The 21,084-nt window shown below is 70.8% G+C and carries 24 protein-coding genes and 1 pseudogene; 9 read left to right on the plus strand and 16 right to left on the minus strand.

The features are described from left to right. Positions 1 to 158: 158 nt before the first annotated feature. The gene (locus WQ56_RS12835) at positions 159 to 389 is read left to right on the plus strand and encodes a hypothetical protein (protein ID WP_047137522.1); all 231 of its coding nucleotides are present in this window, start codon (positions 159 to 161) and stop codon (positions 387 to 389) included. 175 nt (positions 390 to 564) lie between these two features. Here the strand turns inward: WQ56_RS12835 and WQ56_RS12840 are convergent, their stop codons facing one another. The 7 genes and pseudogenes from WQ56_RS12840 to WQ56_RS19425 form a co-directional block, all read right to left on the minus strand. After that, positions 565 to 1,113: an outer membrane beta-barrel protein gene (locus WQ56_RS12840; protein WP_047137523.1), complete on the minus strand. Its 549-nt coding sequence runs from the start codon at positions 1,111 to 1,113 to the stop codon at positions 565 to 567. Between the two features lie 111 nt (positions 1,114 to 1,224). Further along, positions 1,225 to 1,347 carry a HepT-like ribonuclease domain-containing protein gene (locus WQ56_RS19350; protein ID WP_231583415.1) on the minus strand — a complete coding sequence of 41 codons (123 nt, stop codon included), beginning with the start codon at positions 1,345 to 1,347 and terminating at the stop codon, positions 1,225 to 1,227. A gap of 216 nt (positions 1,348 to 1,563) precedes the next feature. Beyond that, a complete protein-coding gene (locus WQ56_RS12850) occupies positions 1,564 to 1,854 on the minus strand; it encodes a nucleotidyltransferase family protein (protein WP_047137524.1) in 291 nt (96 codons plus the stop codon). A 131-nt stretch (positions 1,855 to 1,985) separates the two neighbouring features. After that, complete coding sequence (locus WQ56_RS12855; RefSeq protein ID WP_047137525.1) at positions 1,986 to 2,252, minus strand: hypothetical protein; 267 nt, start codon at positions 2,250 to 2,252, stop codon at positions 1,986 to 1,988. 1 nt (position 2,253) lies between these two features. After that, positions 2,254 to 2,391, minus strand: a pseudogene (locus tag WQ56_RS19355) (SymE family type I addiction module toxin); the annotation flags it as partial. 302 nt (positions 2,392 to 2,693) lie between these two features. Beyond that, entirely contained in the window at positions 2,694 to 2,831 is a 138-nt protein-coding gene (locus tag WQ56_RS18725; protein WP_156170535.1) for a hypothetical protein, read from the minus strand. 15 nt (positions 2,832 to 2,846) lie between these two features. Continuing rightward, entirely contained in the window at positions 2,847 to 2,981 is a 135-nt protein-coding gene (locus WQ56_RS19425; RefSeq protein ID WP_255350614.1) for a hypothetical protein, read from the minus strand. 256 nt (positions 2,982 to 3,237) lie between these two features. On the opposite strand from WQ56_RS19425, the gene WQ56_RS12865 reads away from it, so the two are divergent. The 4 genes from WQ56_RS12865 to WQ56_RS17760 all read left to right on the plus strand — a co-directional run bounded on the left by WQ56_RS12865 (position 3,238) and on the right by WQ56_RS17760 (position 6,680). Continuing rightward, entirely contained in the window at positions 3,238 to 3,639 is a 402-nt protein-coding gene (locus WQ56_RS12865) for a barstar family protein (protein WP_047137527.1), read from the plus strand. A 68-nt stretch (positions 3,640 to 3,707) separates the two neighbouring features. Then, entirely contained in the window at positions 3,708 to 4,622 is a 915-nt protein-coding gene (locus WQ56_RS12870; RefSeq protein WP_047137528.1) for a hypothetical protein, read from the plus strand. 133 nt (positions 4,623 to 4,755) lie between these two features. After that, a complete protein-coding gene (locus tag WQ56_RS12875) occupies positions 4,756 to 5,616 on the plus strand; it encodes a hypothetical protein (protein ID WP_231583417.1) in 861 nt (286 codons plus the stop codon). 146 nt (positions 5,617 to 5,762) lie between these two features. Continuing rightward, positions 5,763 to 6,680, plus strand: coding sequence for a hypothetical protein (locus tag WQ56_RS17760; protein ID WP_052773006.1), 918 nt, complete (start codon positions 5,763 to 5,765; stop codon positions 6,678 to 6,680). Between the two features lie 72 nt (positions 6,681 to 6,752). Here the strand turns inward: WQ56_RS17760 and WQ56_RS12885 are convergent, their stop codons facing one another. Further along, on the minus strand, positions 6,753 to 7,658 hold the full coding sequence (locus WQ56_RS12885; RefSeq protein WP_047137530.1) for a hypothetical protein: 906 nt from the start codon (positions 7,656 to 7,658) through the stop codon (positions 6,753 to 6,755). Between the two features lie 90 nt (positions 7,659 to 7,748). Continuing rightward, entirely contained in the window at positions 7,749 to 8,654 is a 906-nt protein-coding gene (locus WQ56_RS12890) for a hypothetical protein (RefSeq protein WP_047137531.1), read from the minus strand. 329 nt (positions 8,655 to 8,983) lie between these two features. Between WQ56_RS12890 and WQ56_RS12895 the strand changes: the two genes are divergently transcribed. After that, on the plus strand, positions 8,984 to 9,874 hold the full coding sequence (locus tag WQ56_RS12895; RefSeq protein ID WP_052773007.1) for a hypothetical protein: 891 nt from the start codon (positions 8,984 to 8,986) through the stop codon (positions 9,872 to 9,874). Between the two features lie 146 nt (positions 9,875 to 10,020). Further along, on the plus strand, positions 10,021 to 11,040 hold the full coding sequence (locus WQ56_RS12900) for a PTS sugar transporter subunit IIC (RefSeq protein WP_047137533.1): 1,020 nt from the start codon (positions 10,021 to 10,023) through the stop codon (positions 11,038 to 11,040). 133 nt (positions 11,041 to 11,173) lie between these two features. On the opposite strand, the gene WQ56_RS17765 is transcribed toward WQ56_RS12900, so the two are convergent. Beyond that, positions 11,174 to 11,647 carry a hypothetical protein gene (locus WQ56_RS17765; RefSeq protein ID WP_156170536.1) on the minus strand — a complete coding sequence of 158 codons (474 nt, stop codon included), beginning with the start codon at positions 11,645 to 11,647 and terminating at the stop codon, positions 11,174 to 11,176. Between the two features lie 333 nt (positions 11,648 to 11,980). Here WQ56_RS17765 and WQ56_RS12910 point away from each other — a divergent pair, with 333 nt between their 5' ends. Then, on the plus strand, positions 11,981 to 12,445 hold the full coding sequence (locus WQ56_RS12910) for a peptidylprolyl isomerase (RefSeq protein ID WP_047137534.1): 465 nt from the start codon (positions 11,981 to 11,983) through the stop codon (positions 12,443 to 12,445). Between the two features lie 197 nt (positions 12,446 to 12,642). Here WQ56_RS12910 and dbpA read toward each other — a convergent pair whose 3' ends face one another. The 5 genes from dbpA to WQ56_RS12935 all read right to left on the minus strand — a co-directional run bounded on the left by dbpA (position 12,643) and on the right by WQ56_RS12935 (position 17,359). Continuing rightward, positions 12,643 to 14,025, minus strand: a complete 1,383-nt coding sequence (dbpA, locus tag WQ56_RS12915) for an ATP-dependent RNA helicase DbpA (protein ID WP_047137535.1) — start codon at positions 14,023 to 14,025, stop codon at positions 12,643 to 12,645. Between the two features lie 131 nt (positions 14,026 to 14,156). Next, on the minus strand, positions 14,157 to 15,338 hold the full coding sequence (locus tag WQ56_RS12920) for a glutathionylspermidine synthase family protein (protein WP_047137536.1): 1,182 nt from the start codon (positions 15,336 to 15,338) through the stop codon (positions 14,157 to 14,159). 2 nt (positions 15,339 to 15,340) lie between these two features. After that, positions 15,341 to 15,919 (minus strand): DUF1190 domain-containing protein, encoded by a 579-nt coding sequence (locus tag WQ56_RS12925; protein ID WP_047137537.1) that lies wholly within the window; start codon positions 15,917 to 15,919, stop codon positions 15,341 to 15,343. An 86-nt stretch (positions 15,920 to 16,005) separates the two neighbouring features. Beyond that, positions 16,006 to 16,905, minus strand: coding sequence for an NAD(P)/FAD-dependent oxidoreductase (locus WQ56_RS12930; RefSeq protein WP_047137538.1), 900 nt, complete (start codon positions 16,903 to 16,905; stop codon positions 16,006 to 16,008). Next, positions 16,898 to 17,359, minus strand: a complete 462-nt coding sequence (locus WQ56_RS12935; protein ID WP_047137539.1) for an Rrf2 family transcriptional regulator — start codon at positions 17,357 to 17,359, stop codon at positions 16,898 to 16,900. The genes WQ56_RS12930 and WQ56_RS12935 overlap by 8 nt, the downstream gene beginning before the upstream one ends. Positions 17,360 to 17,454: 95 nt before the next feature. On the opposite strand from WQ56_RS12935, the gene WQ56_RS12940 reads away from it, so the two are divergent. Further along, a complete protein-coding gene (locus WQ56_RS12940; protein WP_047137540.1) occupies positions 17,455 to 18,837 on the plus strand; it encodes a serine hydrolase in 1,383 nt (460 codons plus the stop codon). Positions 18,838 to 18,934: 97 nt separating this feature from the next. Here the strand turns inward: WQ56_RS12940 and WQ56_RS12945 are convergent, their stop codons facing one another. After that, positions 18,935 to 20,803 (minus strand): DUF885 domain-containing protein, encoded by a 1,869-nt coding sequence (locus tag WQ56_RS12945; protein WP_047137541.1) that lies wholly within the window; start codon positions 20,801 to 20,803, stop codon positions 18,935 to 18,937. Positions 20,804 to 21,084 lie beyond the last annotated feature (281 nt).

A 21,084-nucleotide genomic window follows, 5' to 3' on the forward strand; every position in this document is an offset into this window, starting at 1 on the left:
CACGCTCGGACGCGACAGGGATTTGCAAACGATTGTGTCGGGCGCGCCGGTGGACACATCGTGTGGATGTCTCCCACTGCACCATGGCCGCCAACGTCCCCTGGACAGGACGCCCTGTCCCAATCGCCGCCGGGGTCGTGTCAGCAAGGAGAAGCACGATGGATATCCAGCGCCTGTTCTCTCATCCTTTGCGCCTGAGCCCGGCCGAAATCCAGCGCGAAACGTGGCTGTCGCTCGAGAACCGGGAGCGCTACCACAGGCAGTCGGCCAACACCCTGGTGAACGCACTGGCATCCCTTCCGCCGCGGCCCGCCGTCGCGATGACGACCGTCGAGTCGTCGGCCAGCACGGATACCGCCCAGGCCGGAAATCCGCACACCCTTCGCTGATCCAACGCCGTATCCGGATCGCCGTCGGAACATGCAGCGTGCGGGGCAGGCAAACGCGTTTGTGCCTTCCGCAATGGCGTGGTGTGCTCTGGTCACCGCATCCATGACCTCGCTTCGAGCGACGGCGGCAGGCCCGATGCCGGACCTGCCGTCGCAATGACGCGATGGCGACGGATCAGAAGCGGAATTCGCCGCCCACGGTCACGTTGTCCACGTCGACCTCGATGCCGGAGAACTCGCCGCGGTGGCGCGTGTAGTTCAGGCTCAGGCCCCAGCGGCGGTTGAAGTCGTAGCCGAGCGTCGCGCCGTAGTAGGGCTTGGTCGAGCCCTCGTCGTCGACGACGTCGAACGTGTCCTCGCGGATCTGCGCCACCATGCGCGCCACGCCTGCGCGCGCGCCGACGAAGAATCCTGCGCCGTCGGTGCCGAAGTTCTTCTTCAGCGCCACGCCGACGCCGAACGTCACCAGGTCGAAATCGGTGTCGTGGCCCAGGTCTTCGGTGTACAGCGTGCCGGCATGGCCTTCGACGGCGATGTTGGGCGTGAACCAGTAGCCGCCGGCGAACAGCGCCGAGGTGTCCGAATCGCTTTCGCGCAGGCCGTCGTAGCGGGCCTCGGTGTCCGCGCTGCCGACCTCGCCGCGGATGAAGGCGCCGCTGGCGGCGGCGTGCGTCGAGACGCCGGCCAGCGCGATGGCGGCGGCGAGGATCAGGGTGTGCTTCATCAGGTCCTTCCAGAAAGTGGATGCCCATCCGGGCGCGCGCACTGTGGAACTGGCCTGGGGTGTTGTCAATATTTCGTTAAAACAGGAATCCGGTAATCAGCACCGGAGGCGTTACTCGGCCGATGCTTCAATCCGTCCAACCAGCTCCGGCAAGGCACGTTGCACGGTTTCCCAAGCCACGCCCATGTCGATCTCGAAGTAGCCGTGCGCAATACGATTGCGCATGCCTTTCATGCCTGACCACGGGATCTGGGGATACCTTGTGAGCCGCTCCGGGTATCGCTCGATCAACTTGGCTGCAATCTCCGATGATCAGCAAGTTCATGGCGACCGCTTGCTGGGTGCGAGGATCCCCCAGGAAATCTTCGCGCGTCATGACTTCGACATAACCGCAGGCTTGTTGCGCCGCCCCGCGCATGTCCTCCAGCCAACCCGCAAACCGATCGTCGCTCACAGCGGTCGGGCTTCCCGCAGCACAGTGTCCCGGAACCTCGCAGGCAGGTCGCCAGGCGTGCGCACGTCGACCGGGACACCGAGCAGCTCCTCCAAGGCAGCTTGCAGCCCACCGAGGTCGAACAGCGTAGTTTCAGGCGTGGGGTCCACCAACAGATCGAGGTCGCTGCCGTCACGGTCGGTCCCATGCACCACCGATCCGTAGACGCGCGGATTGGCGACCCGAAAACGGCGGGCGGTGCCGTGCAGCGCGGTCAACTGGTGGCGGATGGCGTCGGAGGGTTTCATGGCCTGCTACCTACTCTGCGGAAAACGTCTGCTGCGAGCCCAGGCTCCACGATGACTGGTCGCTCACCGTCATCTTGCAAAACTGCCATAGCGCCGAGAATACTTGACCTCCGTAATCGCACACCATCACGCTACCCGCGAGATTCAGACATCCCACCGGCCAAGCCTCCTGCGTCTGCGCCCTGCAGCGCCTGCTCGCCCACCTGCTCCATCAACGTGCGCAGGGCCACACCCGCTTCATAGATCGCATCGCCAAGCGCGGGCACGCTGTCGGCTTCGAGCTGTCGCGAATCGACGGACGACAGTACGTCGCCTTGCGCCACGATGATCCGGATCAGGCTGTCGGAGCGGTCCACCTGGTCGAGGCTGATGCCGAACGACGGAAGATGACGGTCCATGTCAGGTCTCCGCGCCGTCGACCGTCAGCGTCAGCACGCCGGCTTCGGCCGTGATCCGCAGACGGGTGCCGACGGTAAAGCCCAGCGCTTCGAGCCAGAGCCCACGCAACGCAGGTATGGCACTTCGTCGTCGCCCCGGTAGCGATCGCGCGATGCGTAATGCCGATAGCCGATCTTGCAGCGCCGTGGCTGGCGAAGAGGGCTGGGCAGGTCAGGCAGTCGTCATCGGCATGGGAGAGAAGGTCAGCGTTGGGGGCGCGGAATGGATACGGGAAGTGAACTCGGCCCCGCGCTCGGCTGCGTGGGCGGTCTCGGGTTGGCGATGCATGGCAATCCTCCGTGACGAACGGGCGTTCGCGCGAACGCGAACGGCGGTCGACAACGGGATCGGGCCCGCCGCTGTGCGGCAGGACCCGCGGCGAACCCGACCCCATCAGCCGATCAGTGCAGGGCCGGACGCATCGGCGCGGGCGCCGGCGGCACCACGCCGTAAACAGGCGCGTCCTCGCGCACGCCGCCACGCGGCTTGCCAGCGCGTTCGATCAACTGCGCCTGCACCTTGTCCAGGATTTCCCGCACGGCATCCGCGCCCTCCTAGATCACCAGCCCCAATGCCGGGATCGTCGCGTCCGCCAGATCGTCTTTATGGCCGGAAGCCAGCACGTCGCCATGCACCATTAGGGTCTGCGCCAGCCGGTTGAGCGCGTCGGCATGGTCGATGGTGACCATCGATGATCGACATGACGTCGCCCGTGGCGATCGTCGTTGCGCCATGTTGGCCGCAGACCGCGCCGTCGTTCGCCCAAGCCACGAGCTTGCCGTCGATATCGGTGAACGGCGATCCGCCCACGACTGCGCCGCCACTCGTGGTCGTGTCCCCGACGACGATCCATCTGGCCCTCCCGATCTCCACACCGCCTGCAGGTTCACTTTTCCGCCCGCTTCGATCAGGCTCGGCCTCTTCGCGCACTCGATTCCGACCGCCTTGCCCACCGCGTCCCAGTCCCTGCTGCTCGACGGCACCCGCATCCACGACATCCCGTCGTTCTACGACGAAATCAACCGCGTCTTCATGGCGGACGTCGACTGGGCGCTCGGGCCGAGCCTGGATGCGCTCGACGACATGCTCTACGGTGGCTACGGCGCGCTCGACGGCAACGCGCCGGCGACGCTGGTATGGACGGCATTCGAGAAGAACCGGCAGGACCTGGGCGTCGAGACAACGCGCCGCTTCCTGCAGGCCAAGCTCGCGCAGCCCGAGCGCTTCAACGTGGCGCACGTGCAGCGCCAGCTCGACGCGCTGGACGCCGGCACCGGGCAGACCTACTTCGAGATCGTGCTGGAGATCCTCGCCGCGCATCCGAACATCACGCTGGTCCCGCGCTGACGTCCCCGACTGCCGCCCGTGGCTCTTCCCCCGCATGACATCCACGATGAAAAGGAACTGATCGAGGCATGACCGACAATGGCTACAGCTACCTGCACGGCTTGGTGCAGGATCGGCACACGCTCCGGGCGGTGGCGCAGATCGATTCGTTGACGCGGATGGGCGCGCCGAACACCAGCATGATCAAGTGGGCGATGCCCTCGGCTGCGAGGTCGGTCTATCACCTTCAGTGGGATTGCACGCGGATGGCGATCCTGCCGGCGGTCGACGATGTCGGCCTGACGCTGGTCTACACCGGTCCGGACGGGCGCGTCGGCCAGGCCACGGCAGCCGGCCTGGAGGACACGACGGTCGCGCCGCCCGGCGACGGGCCGGACGTGCACGGGGTGATCCGCGATCTGCAGACCATCGGCGACGGGGTCTATGCGGTCGGCATGGCGCGGCAGGTATACCGCCGCGACCGGAGCGGCACGTGGGCGCGTCACGATGCAGGCGTGCTGCAATCGTCCGACGAGATGGCGCTGGTCGGCTTCAACGCCATCCACGGGCGCGACGAGGCGACGCTGTACGCGGTGGGTTTCGGCGGCGAAATCTGGTGCCGGGAAGCCGAGCAGTGGCGCCCACTCGAGAGCCCGGTCGCGTCGATCCTCAACGCCGTGCATGTGCTGCCCGACGGGCGTGTGCTCGTCGCCGGGCAGCACGGTGCACTCGCGCTGCTCGACTCGGGCGGCTGGCGCACGATCAACACGGAGATCGAGACGCAGATCTGGGACATCCAGCCCTTCGGCGACGCGATCTACATCGCCACCAGCGATGCGCTGTACCGGCTCGCCAGCGACCTGCGCCCCAAGCGCGTCGACATGGGCCTGGGCACAGACGTCACCTGCGGCCAGCTGCATGCCGCCGATGGCGTGCTGCTCTCGACCGGTCGCAAGCACCAGTGCTGGAGCGACGATGGCATCGCCTGGCACGCCATCACCTGACCGCGGAAGGCGCCGCCCCACCTTTCGCGCCCCAGGCCCGCGGCGGTAGCCTGCCCGGGCATTTCGAACCCAGGCCATCGCCATTCCCGAGTCCGCCACCATCGCCGACGCTGGTCCGCCCGCGGCCACCCGGTTGTACGCATTGCTGGCGCGCGAGGCGCGCACGGGCGTGGTGTTCCGGCGCGGGCCGAGCCGGCAGGTGCAGCTGATCCGCTGGGACCTGCGCGAGGACCGTTTCGAGCACGGGCAGTGGTTCAAGGGCCGCATCTACGAGCGGCGTTGCGACCTGTCGCCCTCGGGCCGGCTGCTGGTCTACTTCGCTGCGACCAACCGCGGACCGTACGGTAGCTGGACGGCGCTGTCGAAGCCGCCCTTCCTCACCGCGCTGGCGCTGTGGCCGAAAGGCGATGCCTGGGGCGGGGGCGGCGTGTTCGAGGACGAGCGCACGTTGCTGCTCAACCATCGCGTCGGCGGCGCGCGCGACGAGACCGCGCTCGCACCGGGCTTCCAGCCGCCGCAAAGCCTGCGGGTGCGTCCGCTCGGCCGCGACGCGGGCCATGGCGAGGATGCGCCGATCGACGGCGCGCTGCGCCAGCGCGACGGCTGGCGGCCGCTCGATCCGGGCGAGGGCATCGCCCGAGGCCCCAGCCGGACGGCGCTGTACCGCTTCACCCGGCCGCAGCTCACCGAGAAGACCGGTCGGGACGGACGGCGACTCCAAGCGCTGCTGCACACAGTGGGCGGCCGCAACACCGCCTGGTACGGCCTCGACCACCGGGTACTCGACCACGCCGGACAATGGCTGGTCGACCTGCCCGGCAGCGATTGGGCCGACTGGGACGACGGCGACCTGGTGTTCGCACAGGACGGCTGCCTGTACCGCTTACGCGAACGCGACCTGGCGGGCGGCGCTGGCGCGGCCAGGCTGCTGCACGATTTCCGCAGTGCACGCTTCGCGCCGCTGGCCCCGACGGCCGAAGCGATGACGTTCTAATCCGAAAGCCCCCGACGGATCGCACGTCGCGATCCACGCCGATCCGTCGACGGCTCGTCTCATGCCCGCTGGCGCACCCCCGTTCCGCCTTGCGCGACAATACGTGAATCCCGGACGGGCATCGAACAACGCAGGAGCGACGACACGTGGCAGCCCCCGAGCAGTTTCCCTGGCGCTTCGTCGACGTGGCCGCGGTCCGCGAGGACCGTGCCTTCATGGCCGCATCGCCTGCGCACGAGGACGACGACGATCCGCCGGTCGGCGCGGTGCTGAGCTGGAACGGCGCGTGGAGTCGCAAGGCGTTCGCGATCGGCCCGGTGGCCCTGTGCCTGCAGACCCGGCCCGACACCGCCTTGCTGATGCTTGGCCACGACGGCCGCGTGGTTCGCTGGGGGGCGAAGGATTTCTCCGAGGAGCACATCGATGCCGGCAGCGACGACCCGCGCCTGGGCGGCGGCATGCGCGACATCCAAGTGATCGGCGATCGTGTGTACGCAGTCGGCATGGGCCGCTGCGTCTACCGCTGCGACGGCGAGGCGCACTGGGTGCGCATCGATGCCGGCGTGCGCGTAGCGGCGCCGGATGACACCGGCGCCGGATTCAACGCGATCGATGGCTTCGGTGCGGACGCGCTGTTCGCAGCGGGCTGGCACGGCGAACTCTGGTGCTTCGACGGGACGCAGTGGGTGCGGGAGCGCAGCCCAACGACGCTGGCGCTGCATCGCGTGGTCTGTGGCGCCGACGGCGTGGTGTACGCAGCGGGCCAGCAAGGCACGCTGCTGGTGCGCCGCGATGCGCAATGGCAGCTGCTGCCGCAGGCCCTTACCCGACAGGACTTCTGGGGCGCCTGCTGGTTTGCCGGCAGGCTGCACCTGTGCACGGCGAGCGCACTGTTCGTGCTCGACGGCGAGGCGCTCCAGGAGATCCCGCTGGAGCCGGAAATCAGCCGGGCCAGCGGGCTCCATCGCCTGTCCGCGAGCGCCGAGGCGATCTGGGCGGTGGGGGATCGCATCGCCATCCGTTCGACGGACGGCAGGCGCTGGCAGGAAATGCCGTATGCGTGACCTCGTGGCGCCCCCGCCCACAGCGATCGACGGCACAGCGTGGGGCCGGATCGTCTTCTGAGGCCATGCGCCTCACACGACACGCGTCCACTGCCGGCCATCGAAGGCCAGGATGTCGTCGGCGCCGACCGACCACAGCAGGCCGTCGGCGGCGCTCAGCCGGTGGCAGCTCGTGGGCACCAAGTCGCCGAGGTCGGCGAGCACCGGGACGCCGTCGCGCAGCACGTACAGCGCGTGCAGCGTCGCGAGGTACAGCGCGCCGTCGAACCAGCACAGGTCGGTAAAGTCCGCATCGGTCGCATCGTGCGCGATAGCCTCCCAGTCCGTGCCGCGACCGCGCAGCAGCGCGCCGCGCTGCCCGCAGGCGTAGGCCCAGCCGTCGTCGGCGTGCAGCACACGGGTCAGGATCGCCTGCGTGGGGCTGTCGCAGGCGTGCCACCGGGTGCCGTCGAAGTGCCGGATCTCGCCGTGCCAGCCGACCGCATGCAGGTCGTCCTCGGCGCGTCCGTGGATCGACTCGAAACCGAACACGAGGTCGGGCGCCGGCTGCTGCGGCAGGTCGCCATGCAGCGCGATCCATTCGCCCACACCCGTGCGCTTGAAGACCTGGCGGTCCATGCCGCAGACGTAGGCATGGCCGGCGACGTTGCGGATCTCGCGCAGCGTGGACAGCGTCGTGCCGGGCACGTCGATGCGCTCGTCGTAGTCGTCGTTGTTGCCCATGACGCGGATGTCGCCGCCCGCGCCCAGCGCGACGGCCTGTTCCTTCGGATGGCGCGTGACGCAGACCGAATGCGCGGCCCAACGGCCGATTTCGTACATGCCCCAGCCACCGGCATCCCACGCGTAGAAGCTGGTATGCGGCAGACCGTCCTGCTCGAGGTCAGGATCGATGCACAGCACATAGGCCAGGTCGTGGTAACGCACCGCGCCGCCGCGGTAGCGGTAGCCGATGTCCTCGAAGCGGAACGATGTCATCCGGGCGATGTCCTCTCGATGTGCGGGCGGGCGACGCCCCGCCCTTGCGCGCGATGCGGGCCGTCCACTGCCGCGAGGCGGGCACGCCGCTCACGGGGTGATGTCGTGCCAGGCCTCGCCATCGTCGGTCCACACGATGTGCTTGGGACCGCACGACAGCAGCACGCCGTCGCCGACGCTCAGATGGCGGCAGGTCGGCGCATGCGGCAGGCCCATGTCGACTTTCGCCAGGCGGTCGCCTTCCAACCGGAACAGGCCCTGGTCGCAGGCCGCGTACAGCGTGCCGCGAAACCAGGCCAGGCCCCACAGGTCGTCGAGGTCGGTGCCGTGCTCGATGGCCCGCCAGCGGTCGCCGTCGTAGCGCAGCAGCGTGCCGAGCTGGCCCGACGCGTAGGCGAGGTCTTCGCGGACAGCGGCGACCGCGTGCAGCACCCGCGGCGTCGGGCTGTCGTGGCGGCGCCAGGTGCCGTCGGTGCGTTGCCACAGTTCGCCGTTGAAGCCGACCGCGTGCAGGTCGCGCTCGCCGATGCCGTCGATGGCGTTGAAGCCGCAGAGTTCGATCACCCCGCGCGGCAGCACCACGCCGTCGTCCTGGCGCGTCCACTGGTCCGGTGCCTCGCGCCGGTAGACCTGCCGGCCCATGCCCACGGCGTAGGGGACGCCGTCGATCACGCGCAGGTCGCGGATCGGGCCGCGGCGCGACGGGCCGTTGTCGGTGGCGTCGATCGTTTCCTCAGTAGCGCCTGCAATGATGCTGGCCGAGACGATGCCATCGGGGCCGGTGGCGAGTACCGTGAGCTCGGGCTGGACGAGCGTGCAGATGCGCGTCGCGGTCCATTCGAGCTTGAACGAGAACCAGCGGCCCTGGGCCTGATCCCGCTTGAACAGGTTGGACCACGTCGATCCCTGCGCGGTGAGCTGGTCGATCTGCGCGATCGTGCGCAATACGTCACGGCTCTGGACGCAGCCGCCGAGGAACGAGTACGGGTTGCTCATCGGCGCGCCTGCCGTCGAAGGTCCGGTCCAAGGGCGCCAGCACCGGAAAACCATGCGTTCGCAACGGCGAGGCGCGTCGCGCCCGAGGATGGCATGACGCCCTGCCTGGACGGCAGCGGCAAGGTCGCGCGTTGCTTTGCGCGCGCCGTTGATAGCGGCATGTTGCATTCCCTGCATGTGGTGCGATCGCGCCGCATCGTAAATGCGCGTGGTCGCGCCTGTCGAGGCCGGCACGCGCGCGCATGCGTATCGGCCGATGGCGGCGCCGGTAGACTGGACAATCCGCAACCAGGCGACCACGCCCAATGTCAAAACGGCACACCCCTGACATGACGCTCGTCACCGGCGCAGTCCGGTATCGCGACCTGGCCTACGTGGCCATGACCGACGACAACATCGAGGCGAGGATCGGCCACACGCATCTGTACGACTGGGATCTGCAGCAGGACGGCGACGACAAATGGGGCTACATCGGCGCCACGTACTGGGCGACGGTGAGCATGGCCATCAGCCGGCATCCGCTGCAGCAGATGATCGCGATCTCGCCGGACGGCGAGGCGAAGTTGTTCGGCACCCAGGACGACCGCGAGGAGCGGATCCACGCGCCCGGCAGCGACCCCGCCGAACGGGGTCACCTGCGTGCGGTGCGCACCATCGGCGAGCGGACCTTCGCCGTCGGCATGCACCGCCAGGTCTATCGCCGCGACGCGGTGGACCAGTGGACGTGCCTGGACGAGGCCATCCGTCCGGCAGTCGGCGAGGTCAAGGGCTTCGAGGCGATCGACGGCTTCGACGAAGCCGACCTGTACGCGGTCGGTTGGGACGGCGAGATCTGGCACTTCGACGGCCGGCAGTGGACGCAGCGGCCGAGCCCGACCGCGCACGTGCTGACCGGCGTGCTGTGCGCGGGCGACGGGCAGGTCTATGCATGGGGACGCCGCGGCCTGGTCGTGGCCGGCCGGGGCGAGGACTGGCGGGTGCTGCCGCTCGATCCGCTTGTCGGCGACATCGGCGACATGGCCTGGCACGCCGGCACGCTGTATGTCGCCACGCGCACCGGCCTGTCCACGCTGGACGGCGGGACCCTGTCGCCGGTGGCGTTCGGTGCCGATGCACCGGACACCGTCGGTACGCTGAGCACGGCCGACGGCATGCTGTGGGCGATCGGCCCGAAGGACATCATGGCCCTCGAAGACGGCACCTGGCGCAGGATCGAGTAGTACGGCACGGCCCTGGCTGCCGGCGCGACCGCGCAATGCCTCGACGTCGGACGCGCGCAGACGCGCGGCGCGGCCGCTATCCTTGCGCGCTCGTTCGATCCGCGCGGTCCGTCCCGGCCGTTCCGTCTCCTTCCCCCGGCACGGCCATGTCCCTGACCTCCTTCCTGCGCGCGCGCGACATCGAGTTCTCGCTGCGGCGCTACGGCATCGAGGCGCTCAACGCGATGACGCTGGGCCTGTTCGGCTCGCTGGTGATCGGGCTGATCCTCAAGACCGTCGGCGGCTGGACCGCGCAGGCGTGGCTGATCGACGCCGGCACGATGGCGCAGCAGGCCATGGGGGCCGCGATCGGCGTGGCGGTCGCCTACGGATTGAAGGGCCCGCCGATCGTGATCTTCGCCAGCGCCGCGACGGGGCTGCTGGGCGCGAAGCTCGGCGGGCCGGTCGGCTGCTTCGTCGCGGTCGCGGTGGGCACCGAGATCGGCAAGCTGGTCAGCCGCACGACGCCGATCGACATCATCGTGACGCCTGCCGCAGCGCTGGTCGCCGGCTTCGCCACCGCGCATGCGCTGGCGCCGGTGATCGGCAACGTGCTCGCGGCGACCGGGCAGACCATCGAATGGGCGATGACGCTGCAGCCGCTGCTGATGAGCGTGCTGATCGCCGTGGCGATGGGCATGATCCTGACCGGCCCGACTTCGAGCGCGGCGCTGGCGATCTCGCTGGGCCTGGGCGGCCTGGCCGGCGGCGCGGCGACGGTGGGCTGCGCGGCGCAGATGGTCGGCTTCGCGGTCATGAGCTGGCGCGAGAACGGCACGTCTGGGCTGCTCAGCCAGGGCCTGGGCACGAGCATGCTGCAGCTGCCCAACATCGTGCGCAATCCGCGGATCTGGATCCCGCCGACGCTGGCCGGCGCGATCCTCGGTCCCGTCGCGACGCTGGGTTTCGGCATGCAGAACGTGCCGACCGGCTCGGGCATGGGCACCAGCGGCTTCGTCGGCCAGGTCGGCACGTTGGCGGCGATGGGGCACGCGCCGTCGGTGTGGCTGTCGATCGGCCTGTTGCATTTCCTGGCACCGGCGCTGCTGACGCTGGCGATCGCCGCACCGATGCGGCGCCGCGGCTGGATCCGGCCGGGCGACCTGAAAGTCGACGCCAGGCTCTGATCGCGCTGCGCGCCGCTGCGCCTGTTCCCCGCGCCCGCCGCCGGCGGCCACGCCGATCAGGGACGAGCCGGCTCCTGGACCCAGACACGACAATGCCGCCCCGAAGGGCGGCATTCGCGGCATGCCACCGGGCTCAGGCCCAGAGCTGCTCGATCGTGTTCAGGGCCAGGCCGTGGGTCGGCGAGGTCGGGGCCTGGGAAATGCAACTGCTGACACCCTCGTCCTTCTTCATGCCTTCGACCGCCTGGCGGGCGGTATCGACCGCAGCCGCAGCGTGCTGTGCATCCTCGGCCGCGAACGCCGCCGCCGACTCGGTCGTTGGATTGGGGGTTTGCGCTGCGATGTCGGCGACCGCCTGGGCCGCTTCCGAGAGCTGCTGCGATGCGGCCTCGGCCTGGGACAGCGCCGCTTCGGCCGCACACACGTCGCCCGCCTCGACTGCGGACATGGCGGCCTCAGCAGAGCGCGACGCCTGGGACGATGCAGGGCCCATGGCCTCGACGGCGCTGGCAGCCGCCTCGGCCGCCGCGGAGTTCGCCGCGTCGTTGGCGGCATCCGCCGCGTTGGAACCGCCACCACCCGAAACGCCAGAGGCACCATCCGTCATGTCGTACTCCAACTCCGAAACCGTGGGGCACCGGCCCGTCGAGCGGCGCGATGCGATCGGCTGCCAACGTAATGGCTGCCGGTGGCGCCAGGACCTGGGGGTCGCCCTAGGGGGAAAGCGACCGGTTCATCTTCGCGTCATCCCGTGCGCGGGGCGTCCCGGCGGGGTCCATGGCGCGTGGAAGACCCTTGAGGGGGCTGGCGGCGGATCGGCCCGGTTTGCGCCGGGCGGGCCCGCCCGGTAGGGTAGCGCCGTGCCATGCGCACCGTGTGTCGTCCGGTGCCGTTCGTCTCGGTCACGCCTCCCTTTCTCATCCGCTTCCAAGGAGATCCCATGGAGATCGCCGCTGCACGCGTCGCCAGCATCCACTACACCCTCACCAACGACGCCGGCGAGGTGCTCGACAAGTCGCCCGCCGGGCAACCGCTGCGTTACTTCCACGGCGGCGGCAACATCATCCCGGGCCTGGAGAAGGCGCTGGCCGGCCGCAAGGTCGGCGACACGCTGACCGTGGACGTGCCGCCGCAGGAGGCCTACGGCGTGCGCAACGACGAGCTGGTCCAGACGCTGCCGCGCGAGGCCTTCCAGGGCGTGGACGCCATCGAGCCTGGCATGCAGTTCCAGGCGCAGGGCGGCCAGGGCTCGGTGCTGGTGACCGTGGTGGACGTCACCGACACGCAGGTCCGCATCGACGGCAACCATCCCCTGGCCGGGCAGACCCTGCACTTCGCCGTCGAGGTCGCCGAGGTCCGCGAGGCGACCGAGGACGAAAAGAACGTCGGCCGCGTGCAGGCCTGAGTCGCGTCGTGCCGGCCGGGCCGTGGTGGCCCGGGCGGTACGATCGCCCGCCGACCCCTACGGAGATACCCGGATGACCCTGCTGCAGTGGATCGGCCTCGGTCTGGCGATCGGCGTGGCCTACGCGGCGATCCGCGCGCTGTGGGCGCGATGGCGCGGGCGCTGAGCGCGCGTCGCAGCACGGCCGATACGCGGCGCTACAGCCGCGTGATCCGGAACCGCCGCCCCTTGATCCTGCCCTCGCGCAGCCGCGCCAGCGCCTGCGCGGCCTGGCTGCGCGCGATGGCGACGTAGCTGCGGGTCGCGAACACGTCGATCCGGCCGATGGCGTCCTTGTGCAGGCCGGCCTCGCCGGTCAGCGCGCCGACGATGTCACCGGGGCGCAGCTTGTCGCCGCGGCCGGCATCGATGCGCAGCGTGGCCATCGCCGCCGGTGGCACGTTGGCCGCCTTGCCCGACAGCGGCAGCAGTGTTTCCCAGCGCAGCGGCCGGCCCAGGTGCGCCTCGATCATGGCGGCACGCGGCAGTTCGCGCGGGGTCACCAGGTTCAGGGCCAGGCCGGTGCGGCCCGCGCGTCCGGTGCGGCCGATGCGGTGCACGTAGCTGTCGGCGTCGTGCGGCAACTCGAAGTTGATGACCGCGGCCAGGTCCTCGACGTCCAGCCCACGGGCGGCGACGTCGCTGGCCACCAGCACCGCGCAGCTGCGGTTGGCGAACTGCAGCAGCACCTCGTCGCGGTCGCGCTGTTCCATGTCGCCGTGCAATGCGAGCGCCGCGAAGCCGTAGTGCGCCAGCGAGCCGGCGACCTCGGCCACGTCGGCGCGGGTATTGCAGAACACCACGGCCGATTCGGGGCGGTAGCGCAGCAGCAGCGCGGCGAGCAGCGGCGCGCGGCGCGCGGGCTCGACCTCGAAACAGATCTGCTCGATGGCCGGTGCCTCGGCATCGCCCTCGATGCCGACGGCGACCGGATCGCGCAGCATCGCCGCGCCCAGCGCGCGGATGTCGTCGGGGAACGTGGCCGAGAACAGCAGGCCCTGGCGGGTCTTGGGCGTGCGCCCGACGATGTCGCGGATCGGTTCCTCGAAGCCCATGTCGAGCATGCGGTCGGCTTCGTCGAGCACCAGCGTGCGCACGTGCCGCAGGTGCAGCGCCTTCTTCTTCGCCAGTTCCTGGATGCGGCCGGGCGTGCCGACGACGACGTGCGGATCGTGGGTCAGCGACGCCAGCTGCGGGCCCAGCGGGATGCCGCCGCACAGCACCGAGACCTTCAGGTTCGGGATGCCGACCGCGAGCCGGCGCAACTGTCTCGCGACCTGGTCGGCGAGCTCGCGCGTGGGGCACAGCACCAGCGCCTGGGTTTCCACGCGCGCCGGATCGAGCCGCTGCAGCAGGCCCAGCCCGAACGCGGCGGTCTTGCCGCTGCCGGTCGGCGCCTGCGCGATGGTGTCGCGGCCCTCGAGGATGGCCGGCAGCGCCTGGGCCTGGATCGGGGTCATCGCGGCGTAGCCGAGCGCGGCGACGCCCTGCAGCAGGGCGGGCGACAGCGGAAGAGTGTCGAAGGCGGTGGGCTCGGTCATGCGCACATGATCGCAGGCGCGGGCCGTGCGCGTGGCATCGGCGTCGCTGGCGGCGGCGATCCCGGCTGCAATGGCCGCACGCGGCCGCGCGCCAAGCCCTTCCCTGGGGCTGCGGAGTATGAGCCGCGCCCTCAGGCGTAGAGCGAGACCTGTGCGTCGTCCTCGACGATCGCATGCGGCACGAAGCGGGCGCTGTCGCGGGTGATCGGGCCGTCGTCCTCGCGGATGCCGATGCCGCAGGCGACGTCGCCGACGACCCAGCTGCCGACCAGCGGGTAGCAGCCGTCGAACTGCGGCAGCGGATGCAGCGCCTGGCGGATGCAGGGGCCGGCGTAGGGGCCTTCGCTCTCGAGCCAGCGGCCGTCGGGCAGGTGCATGGCGACGTTCGCGCCCTCGCGCGAATGCAGCGGCTTGCGCACCCAGCCGGCCGGCAGCGCGCCGCCGTCGTCGAATTCCGCGGCCAGCAGGTTGGGATGGCCGCGATGGCGTTCCCACAGCAGCGGCAGGACGCCCTTGTTGCTGAGCAATGCCTTCCACGGCGGCTCGAGCAGGCGCAGGCCGGAGCCCGGCAGCGCGCGGCCGAAATCCTCGGCGAACAGGTCCTCGAGCGGGTAGAGCTTGAACAGCGTGCCGATCACGGTGTCGTCGAGATCGGTGAAGCGGCCGTCGTCCGCCAGCCCGACGTCCTCGATCGCGATCGGCGCGCCGTGCAGGCCGGCCTGGGCGGCGCAGTCGCGCAGATAGTCGACCGTGCCCTGGTCTTCCTCGGAGTCGCGCGAGGCGGCGAACAGCAGCGGCGGCGGCAGCTGCGTCGACAGCGCACCGAAGCGCTCGACCAGCGCCTCGTGGATCGAATTGAACTGGTCGGCGTCGGCCGGCAGGCGGCCGGCCTCGCGCTGGTCCTCCAGCCACTGCCACTGGAAGAACGCAGCCTCGAACAGCGAGGTCGGGGTGTCGTAGTTGAGCTCGTAGAGCTTGGCCGGACCCTGGCCGTCGTAGGCGAAGTCCAGACGGCCGTAGAGATGGCCCTCGCGGCGGCGCCAGCTCTCGGCGACCCAGTCGCGGAACGGGGCGGGGATCGCCAGGCGCTGCATCAGCGCATCGCTGCCGGCGATCTCGTCGACGAGATCGAGCGCCATCGCGTGCAGCTCGGCGCTCGGATCCTCGAGGTCGTCCTCGATCTGCCGCAGCGTGAACGCGTAGTAGGCGCGTTCGTCCCAGTAGCGGGCACCGTCGATGGTGTGGAATCGGAAACCGCTTTCGGCAGCGCGCGCGCGCCAGTCACCGCGCTCGACGATCGCGATCCGCCGCACGCTCAGCCGCCGCTGCTGCGGCCGCGTCCCGAGGCGCCGAAGCCCCCGCGCTGCGCGGTCATCGCGCGGTCCGGAGTGGCAGCGACCGGCGTCAGACCGGCGCGGCCGGGGGCGGTCGCGCCCGCAGCGCCGGAGGGCCGCAACCAGCCATCGGTGTTGCTGCGCCAGGCCGGCGTGGCCTGCGGGCGGCCGGGCGCGGCGCCGCGCGCCTGGCCCGCGGCCGGCTGCTGGGCGAGCCCCGCGCGGTTGCCGCTCATCATCTGCGACAGGAAGAAGCCGGCCATCATCGGCCCGATGAACGAATGGCCGGTCGAGGTGCGCTGCTCGACGCAGTCCTCGGCCGGGTAGTCCTGCGCGCAGGCCTCGCGGCTGCCGTACTGCGGCGCGGCATCGGCGGCCTGCTGGCGCGCCTGCTCGAACGCGACGCGGCAGTTGGAGGCGTCTCCGGTCTGCTCGGTGCAGCGCTCGACCGAGGTGAACAGGCCTTCCTGCATCTGCACCGGCTGCTCGCGCTGGCAGGCGGTGAACAGCAGGGGCGCGGCGCCCATCAGCAGCAGGGCCGTCGTCTTCGATCGCTTCATGCGCGCGCTCCTCGTCGTGGTGGGCGGTTCCAGCCCGCCATGATGCCGCGTGCGCGCGGCGCGGGCAAAGCGCCGCGATGGCCGGTTCAGTCGAACAGCAGGCTGCGGTGGGTCGCGGCGCCGGCCATCGCGCCATCGCCGATCGCCAGCGCGACGCTGTGCGCGGCGCGCGCGGCGTCGCCGCAGGCGAAGACGCCGGGGACCGACGTGGCCTGCGTCGCGTCGGTGCGCACAAAGGCGCCCAGCGGCCCGTCCTCGAACGCGCAGCCGAGCTGCTCGGCCAGCGGGCTGGCGACCTGGGTCCGGCTGGCGACAAACAGGCCGTCGCACGCGACCCGTCGGCCATCCTCGAGTTCGACGTCCGCATGCCCGGACACCACGGCGATCCGCGCCGGCTCGATGCGCACGCCACGGGCGGCGAGCGCGGCGCGCTGCGCATCGTCGGGCGCGAAGCGACCGTCGAGGAAGAACGTCACCGTGCCCCAGTCGGGGAGCATCAGCGCGTGGTGCATCGAGACCTCGCTGACGGCGATCACGCCGATGCGGCCGCGGTCGAGTTCGTAGCCGTGGCAGTACGGGCAGTGGAACACGCTGCGGCCCCAGCGCGGCTGCAGGCCGTCGATCGGCGGCAGCGTGTCGACCACGCCGGTCGCCAGCACCAGCCGGCGCGCCTGCACCCGATGGCCGGCGTCGTCCTCGACCGCGAACAGGCCGATCCCGCCGTCGGCGCGCACCGCGGTCGCCTGCCGCCACGTGACGGTCGGATAGGCCAGCACCTGGGCGCGGGCGTCGGCGGCGATCGCGTCCGGTGCGCGTCCGTCCTGGCCGATCAGGCCATGGGAGGCGGACGCGAAGCGGTTGCGGCGCTGGCCGGCATCGACGACGAGCACGCGCTGGCGCGCGCGGGCGAGCTGCATCGCGGCCGACAGGCCGGCATAGCTGCCGCCGACGACGACGGCATCGAAGGATTCGGGATGGTCAGGCATGGTCGGTGCGCTCGCAGGGGACGGAAGGGGCGTGCGGCATGCGCCGCGCGAACGAGGCGGCCAGCTCGGCCAGCGTCACCTCGCCCAGGCGCGCGATCAGCAGGGCCTCGGCATCGCGGAAGGCGACGTCGAGCGCGTCGTTGACGGCCTGTTCGACCAGGCACTCGGGCTGCGCCAGCCGGTGGCCCATCGCGAACACGGTCGGCTCGCCGACCGCGCGGTAGATGTCGAGCAGCGTCACCGTGCGCAGGTCGCAGCCCAGCGTCCAGCCGCCGCCCGGGCCCTTGGCCGAGGCGACGTAGCCGCGCTCGCGCAGGCTGGCGAGCGTGCGGCGCACGACGACGGGATTGGTGCCCAGCGCGCGCGCCAGGGTCTCGGAGGTCAGCGGGCCGTCGTGCTGGGCCATGTGCAGCAGCACGTGCAGGACGGAAGACAGGCGGCTGTCGCGTTTCATGTAACTCAAGATATTACGTTAAGCGGGCGGCGGCAAGCGGCGGCGCACGGCGCGATCGGCCTAGACTGCGGCTTCCTCCCGGTGGAATCCCCTCGATGCGCAAGCTGTTGCCCGTCCTCCTGCTCGTCGCCTCACCCGCCTTCGCGCAGACCGTGCCGCCGGCGGCGCCCGAGGCGCATGCGCGCGCGGTCGCGGCCGGCTACAAGGCGCTGACGCTGTGCAGCGCGCACCTGGGCGGCGGCCGCGACCCGGCGCAGGTGGACGCGGTCGAACTGCGCGGCATCTATCCCGAGTACCAGGCGCAGGTGCAGGCGCTGGACGCGGTCATCGACCGCGACGCGCGCACGGTCTCGGTCGCGTTCGATCCGGCGCTGCCACCACGCATCGCCGCCTGGCGTCCGAACCTGGGCTGCGCGCAGCTGCCGATCGGTGCCGACGCCGCGGCGGTCGCGGCCCTGCCGCGCTTCGATGCCGCCGCGCCCGATCTCGACGACCGGCCCTGGCCGCTGGGCGAGCGCGACGCGACCGCATCGGTACGTGGCGACGACCATGCGCTGGCGGCCGCGCTCGACGGCGCGTTCGATGCCACGGCATTCGGCGAGGGGCACGTCACGACCGCGGTCGTCGTGGTGCAGGGCGGGCGCATCGTCGCCGAACGCTACCGCGACGGCTTCGGCCCGCACGTGCCGCAGCGCACGTGGTCGGTCGCCAAGAGCCTGGCCGGCGCGCTGGTCGGCACCGCCGCCGCGCAGGGCACGCTCGACCCGGCGCGCCCGGCGCCGGTCCCCGAATGGCAGCGCGCCGGCGACCCGCGCGCGGCGATCACCGTCGACCAGCTGCTGCGTATGGCCAGCGGCCTGCACAGCGACACCGCTGGCAACCGCACCGATGCGCTGTACTTCGGCGGCGCGACCGTGGCCGAGGCCGCGACCGGCTGGCCGCTGGCCGCGCCGGCGGGCGCGCGTTTCCGCTACGCCAACAACGACAGCGTGCTGGCGGTCCATGCGCTGCGCGCAGCGACCGGCGACGACGCGCGGGCGCTGTCGCGGCCCTACACCGACCTGTTCTGGCCCACGGGCATGACCCGCACGTACGCCGAGACCGACTGGCAGGGCGGCTACGTGCTGTCGAGCCAGGTCTGGTCGACCGCGCGCGATCTCGCGCGCTTCGGGCTGCTGCTGCAGCGCGACGGCGTCGCTGGCGATCGTCGGCTGCTGCCTGAGGGCTGGGTGCGGCAGGCGACGACGCCGTCCGGCCCGCAGCCCGAGGGCACGTTCGGCTACGGCGCGACGCTGTGGCTGCTGCAGCGCTCGCCGGGCGTGCCGGCCGACGCGTTCGCCGCGTTCGGCAACCGCGGCCAGTACGTCGTCGTCGTGCCGTCGCGCGACCTGGTGCTGGTGCGCCGCGGCGAGGACCCGACCGGGCAGCGCTTCGACGTCGCGGCATTCGCGGCCGCAGTGCTGGCGGCGCTCGACTGACGCGGTAGGCGCAGGCTGCACCCGTAGGCGCGCTCGCGCGCGATGGGGCTTGCCGGGAAAGCCCTCGCGCGCGAGCGCGCTCCTACACGAGCGGGGCTCAGCCGGCTTTCTTCTCGGCGATCCAGCGATCCACGCGCTGTTCGAGCAGGTCCAGCGGCAGCGCGCCGCCACCGAGCACGGTGTCGTGGAAGCCGCGGATGTCGAAGCGATCGCCCAGTTCGGTCTCCGCTTTCCGGCGTAGGGCCTGGATGCGGATCATGCCGACCTTATAGGCGGTGGCCTGGCCGGGCATGATCAGGTAGCGGCGGATCTCCGACTCGATCGCCGCCTGCGGGATCGAGCTGTTCTGGCGGAAGTAATCGACCGCCTGCTGCTCGGTCCAGCCCTTGGCGTGCATGCCGGTGTCGACGACGAGCCGAATCGCGCGCCACATCTCCGACATCAGCCGGCCGTACTCCGAGTACGGGTCCTGGTAGGTGCCCGGCATCTCCTTGGCCAACCATTCCGAGTACAGGCCCCAGCCCTCGGTATAGGCGGTGTGGAACTGCTGGGTGCGGAACGTCGGCACGCCCTGCAATTCCTGGGCGATCGAGATCTGCATGTGATGGCCCGGCAGGCCCTCGTGGTAGGCGATGACCTCCAGTTCGGTCTTGGGCATCGCGTTCATGTCCGACAGGTGCGCGTAGTAGATGCCCGGGCGCGAGCCGTCGGGGGTGCCGGGGTAGTAGTGCTGCGCAGCGCCCGGCTGCTCGCGGAACGCCTCCACGCGGCGCACCTCCAGGCCGGCCTTGGGCAGCAGGCCGAAGTACTCGGGCAGGTGCTGGCGGATGTTGTCGATCGCGGCGGTGGCGTCGTCGATGTAGGCCTGGCGGCCGGCATCGGTGTCCGGGTACTTGAAGCGCTTGTCGCTGTCGAGGAACGCGAAGAACGCCTGCAGGTCGCCGTCGAAGCCGACGCGCGCCTTGAGGGCCTCCATCTCGCCGCGGATGCGTGCGACCTCGTCCAGGCCCAGCTGGTGGACCTCGTCGGCGGTCATCGCGGTCGTGGTGTTCTGGCGCAGCTGGTAGGCGTAGTACGCCGCGCCGTCGGGATGGGTCGTGCCCACGCCGGCGGGGTTCTCCAGCGCATGGGGCCGTTCCTGCTCGCTCCAGGCGATGATCCGTTCGTAGGCGGGCTTGAGCTGCTCGACCAGCGCCACGCGGGCCTCTTCCTTGAGCTGGGCGGCGCGCTCGGGCGTCAGCTTGCCCTGCTCGACCAGGGCGTCGGCCTTGGCCTGGGCGTCGGCCCACAGCGCGCTGTCGGGGCCGTCGTCGAACGGCGCGCCGGCGATGACCTTGCGCGACTGGTCGATCACGCCTTCGAATGCGAACCGCGGCGGACGGATGCCCTGCGCGGCGGCGGCGCGGCCGCGCCCGAGCAGTTGGTCGAACATCGCCGGCGCGGCCTTCAGGCGCGCGACGTAGGCCTGGTAGCCCTGTTCGTCGTCGGCCTTGTGGATGCTGATCATGAAGGTCGGGAACGCGCTGTGCATGCCGTTCATCTGGTCGAACACGTAGCCGTCGGCGAGGAACGCCACGCCGTCGCGCGCACCTTCGTACTGCCGCTTCCACAGGTCCCACGACAGCTTGGTCTCGGCATCGAGTGCGTCGTAGTCGAACTGCGCCTCCATCTCCGCGACCGAGACCTGCAACCAGGCCACGCGGTCGCGGCTGGCCTGCTCGGACACGTCGTCGAGGCGGTCGTTCTGGTCCTTGCGGCCGAGGAAGGTCAGCTGGGTCGGGCTGGTCTGCAGCAAGGCCTCGTACTGGGTCTCGAACCAGGCGTTGAGCCGGGCCGACTCGTCCTGGGCGGACTGTGCGCCGTCCGCGCCGGCCTGCACGGCGTCGGACGTGGCGGGCGTGGACGGCGCGCAGGCTGCGAGGGCCAGGGCGAGAGCCAGCGTGGAGGCGGCGGCGATGGGGCGCATGGGGCGGAGTCCTCGTGGATGCGGCCCCCATTCTGCGATGCGCACGCCTGCGGCGCCCCTGCGGAATGTCATGGCCGTGTCGAAGCGGTGTCGACGCCGCGGCCCCGTGAGGTGCGCAGTTTTTTCCATTCACGCGACGGGCACAGGCGCGCGATGAACGCCGGCTGCACCCGATCCGAGGCACCGCGCGCGCTTCACTGCTGTCCCACGGTCGCGGGCATAGCGTGCGCCCCACGTTCCCGCCCCTCGTCAAGGCCCAGACCCGGCAGCCCCGGAAGAAG

The sequence above is a fragment of the Luteimonas sp. FCS-9 genome (assembly GCF_001014645.1).
GTDB lineage: Bacteria > Pseudomonadota > Gammaproteobacteria > Xanthomonadales > Xanthomonadaceae > Luteimonas.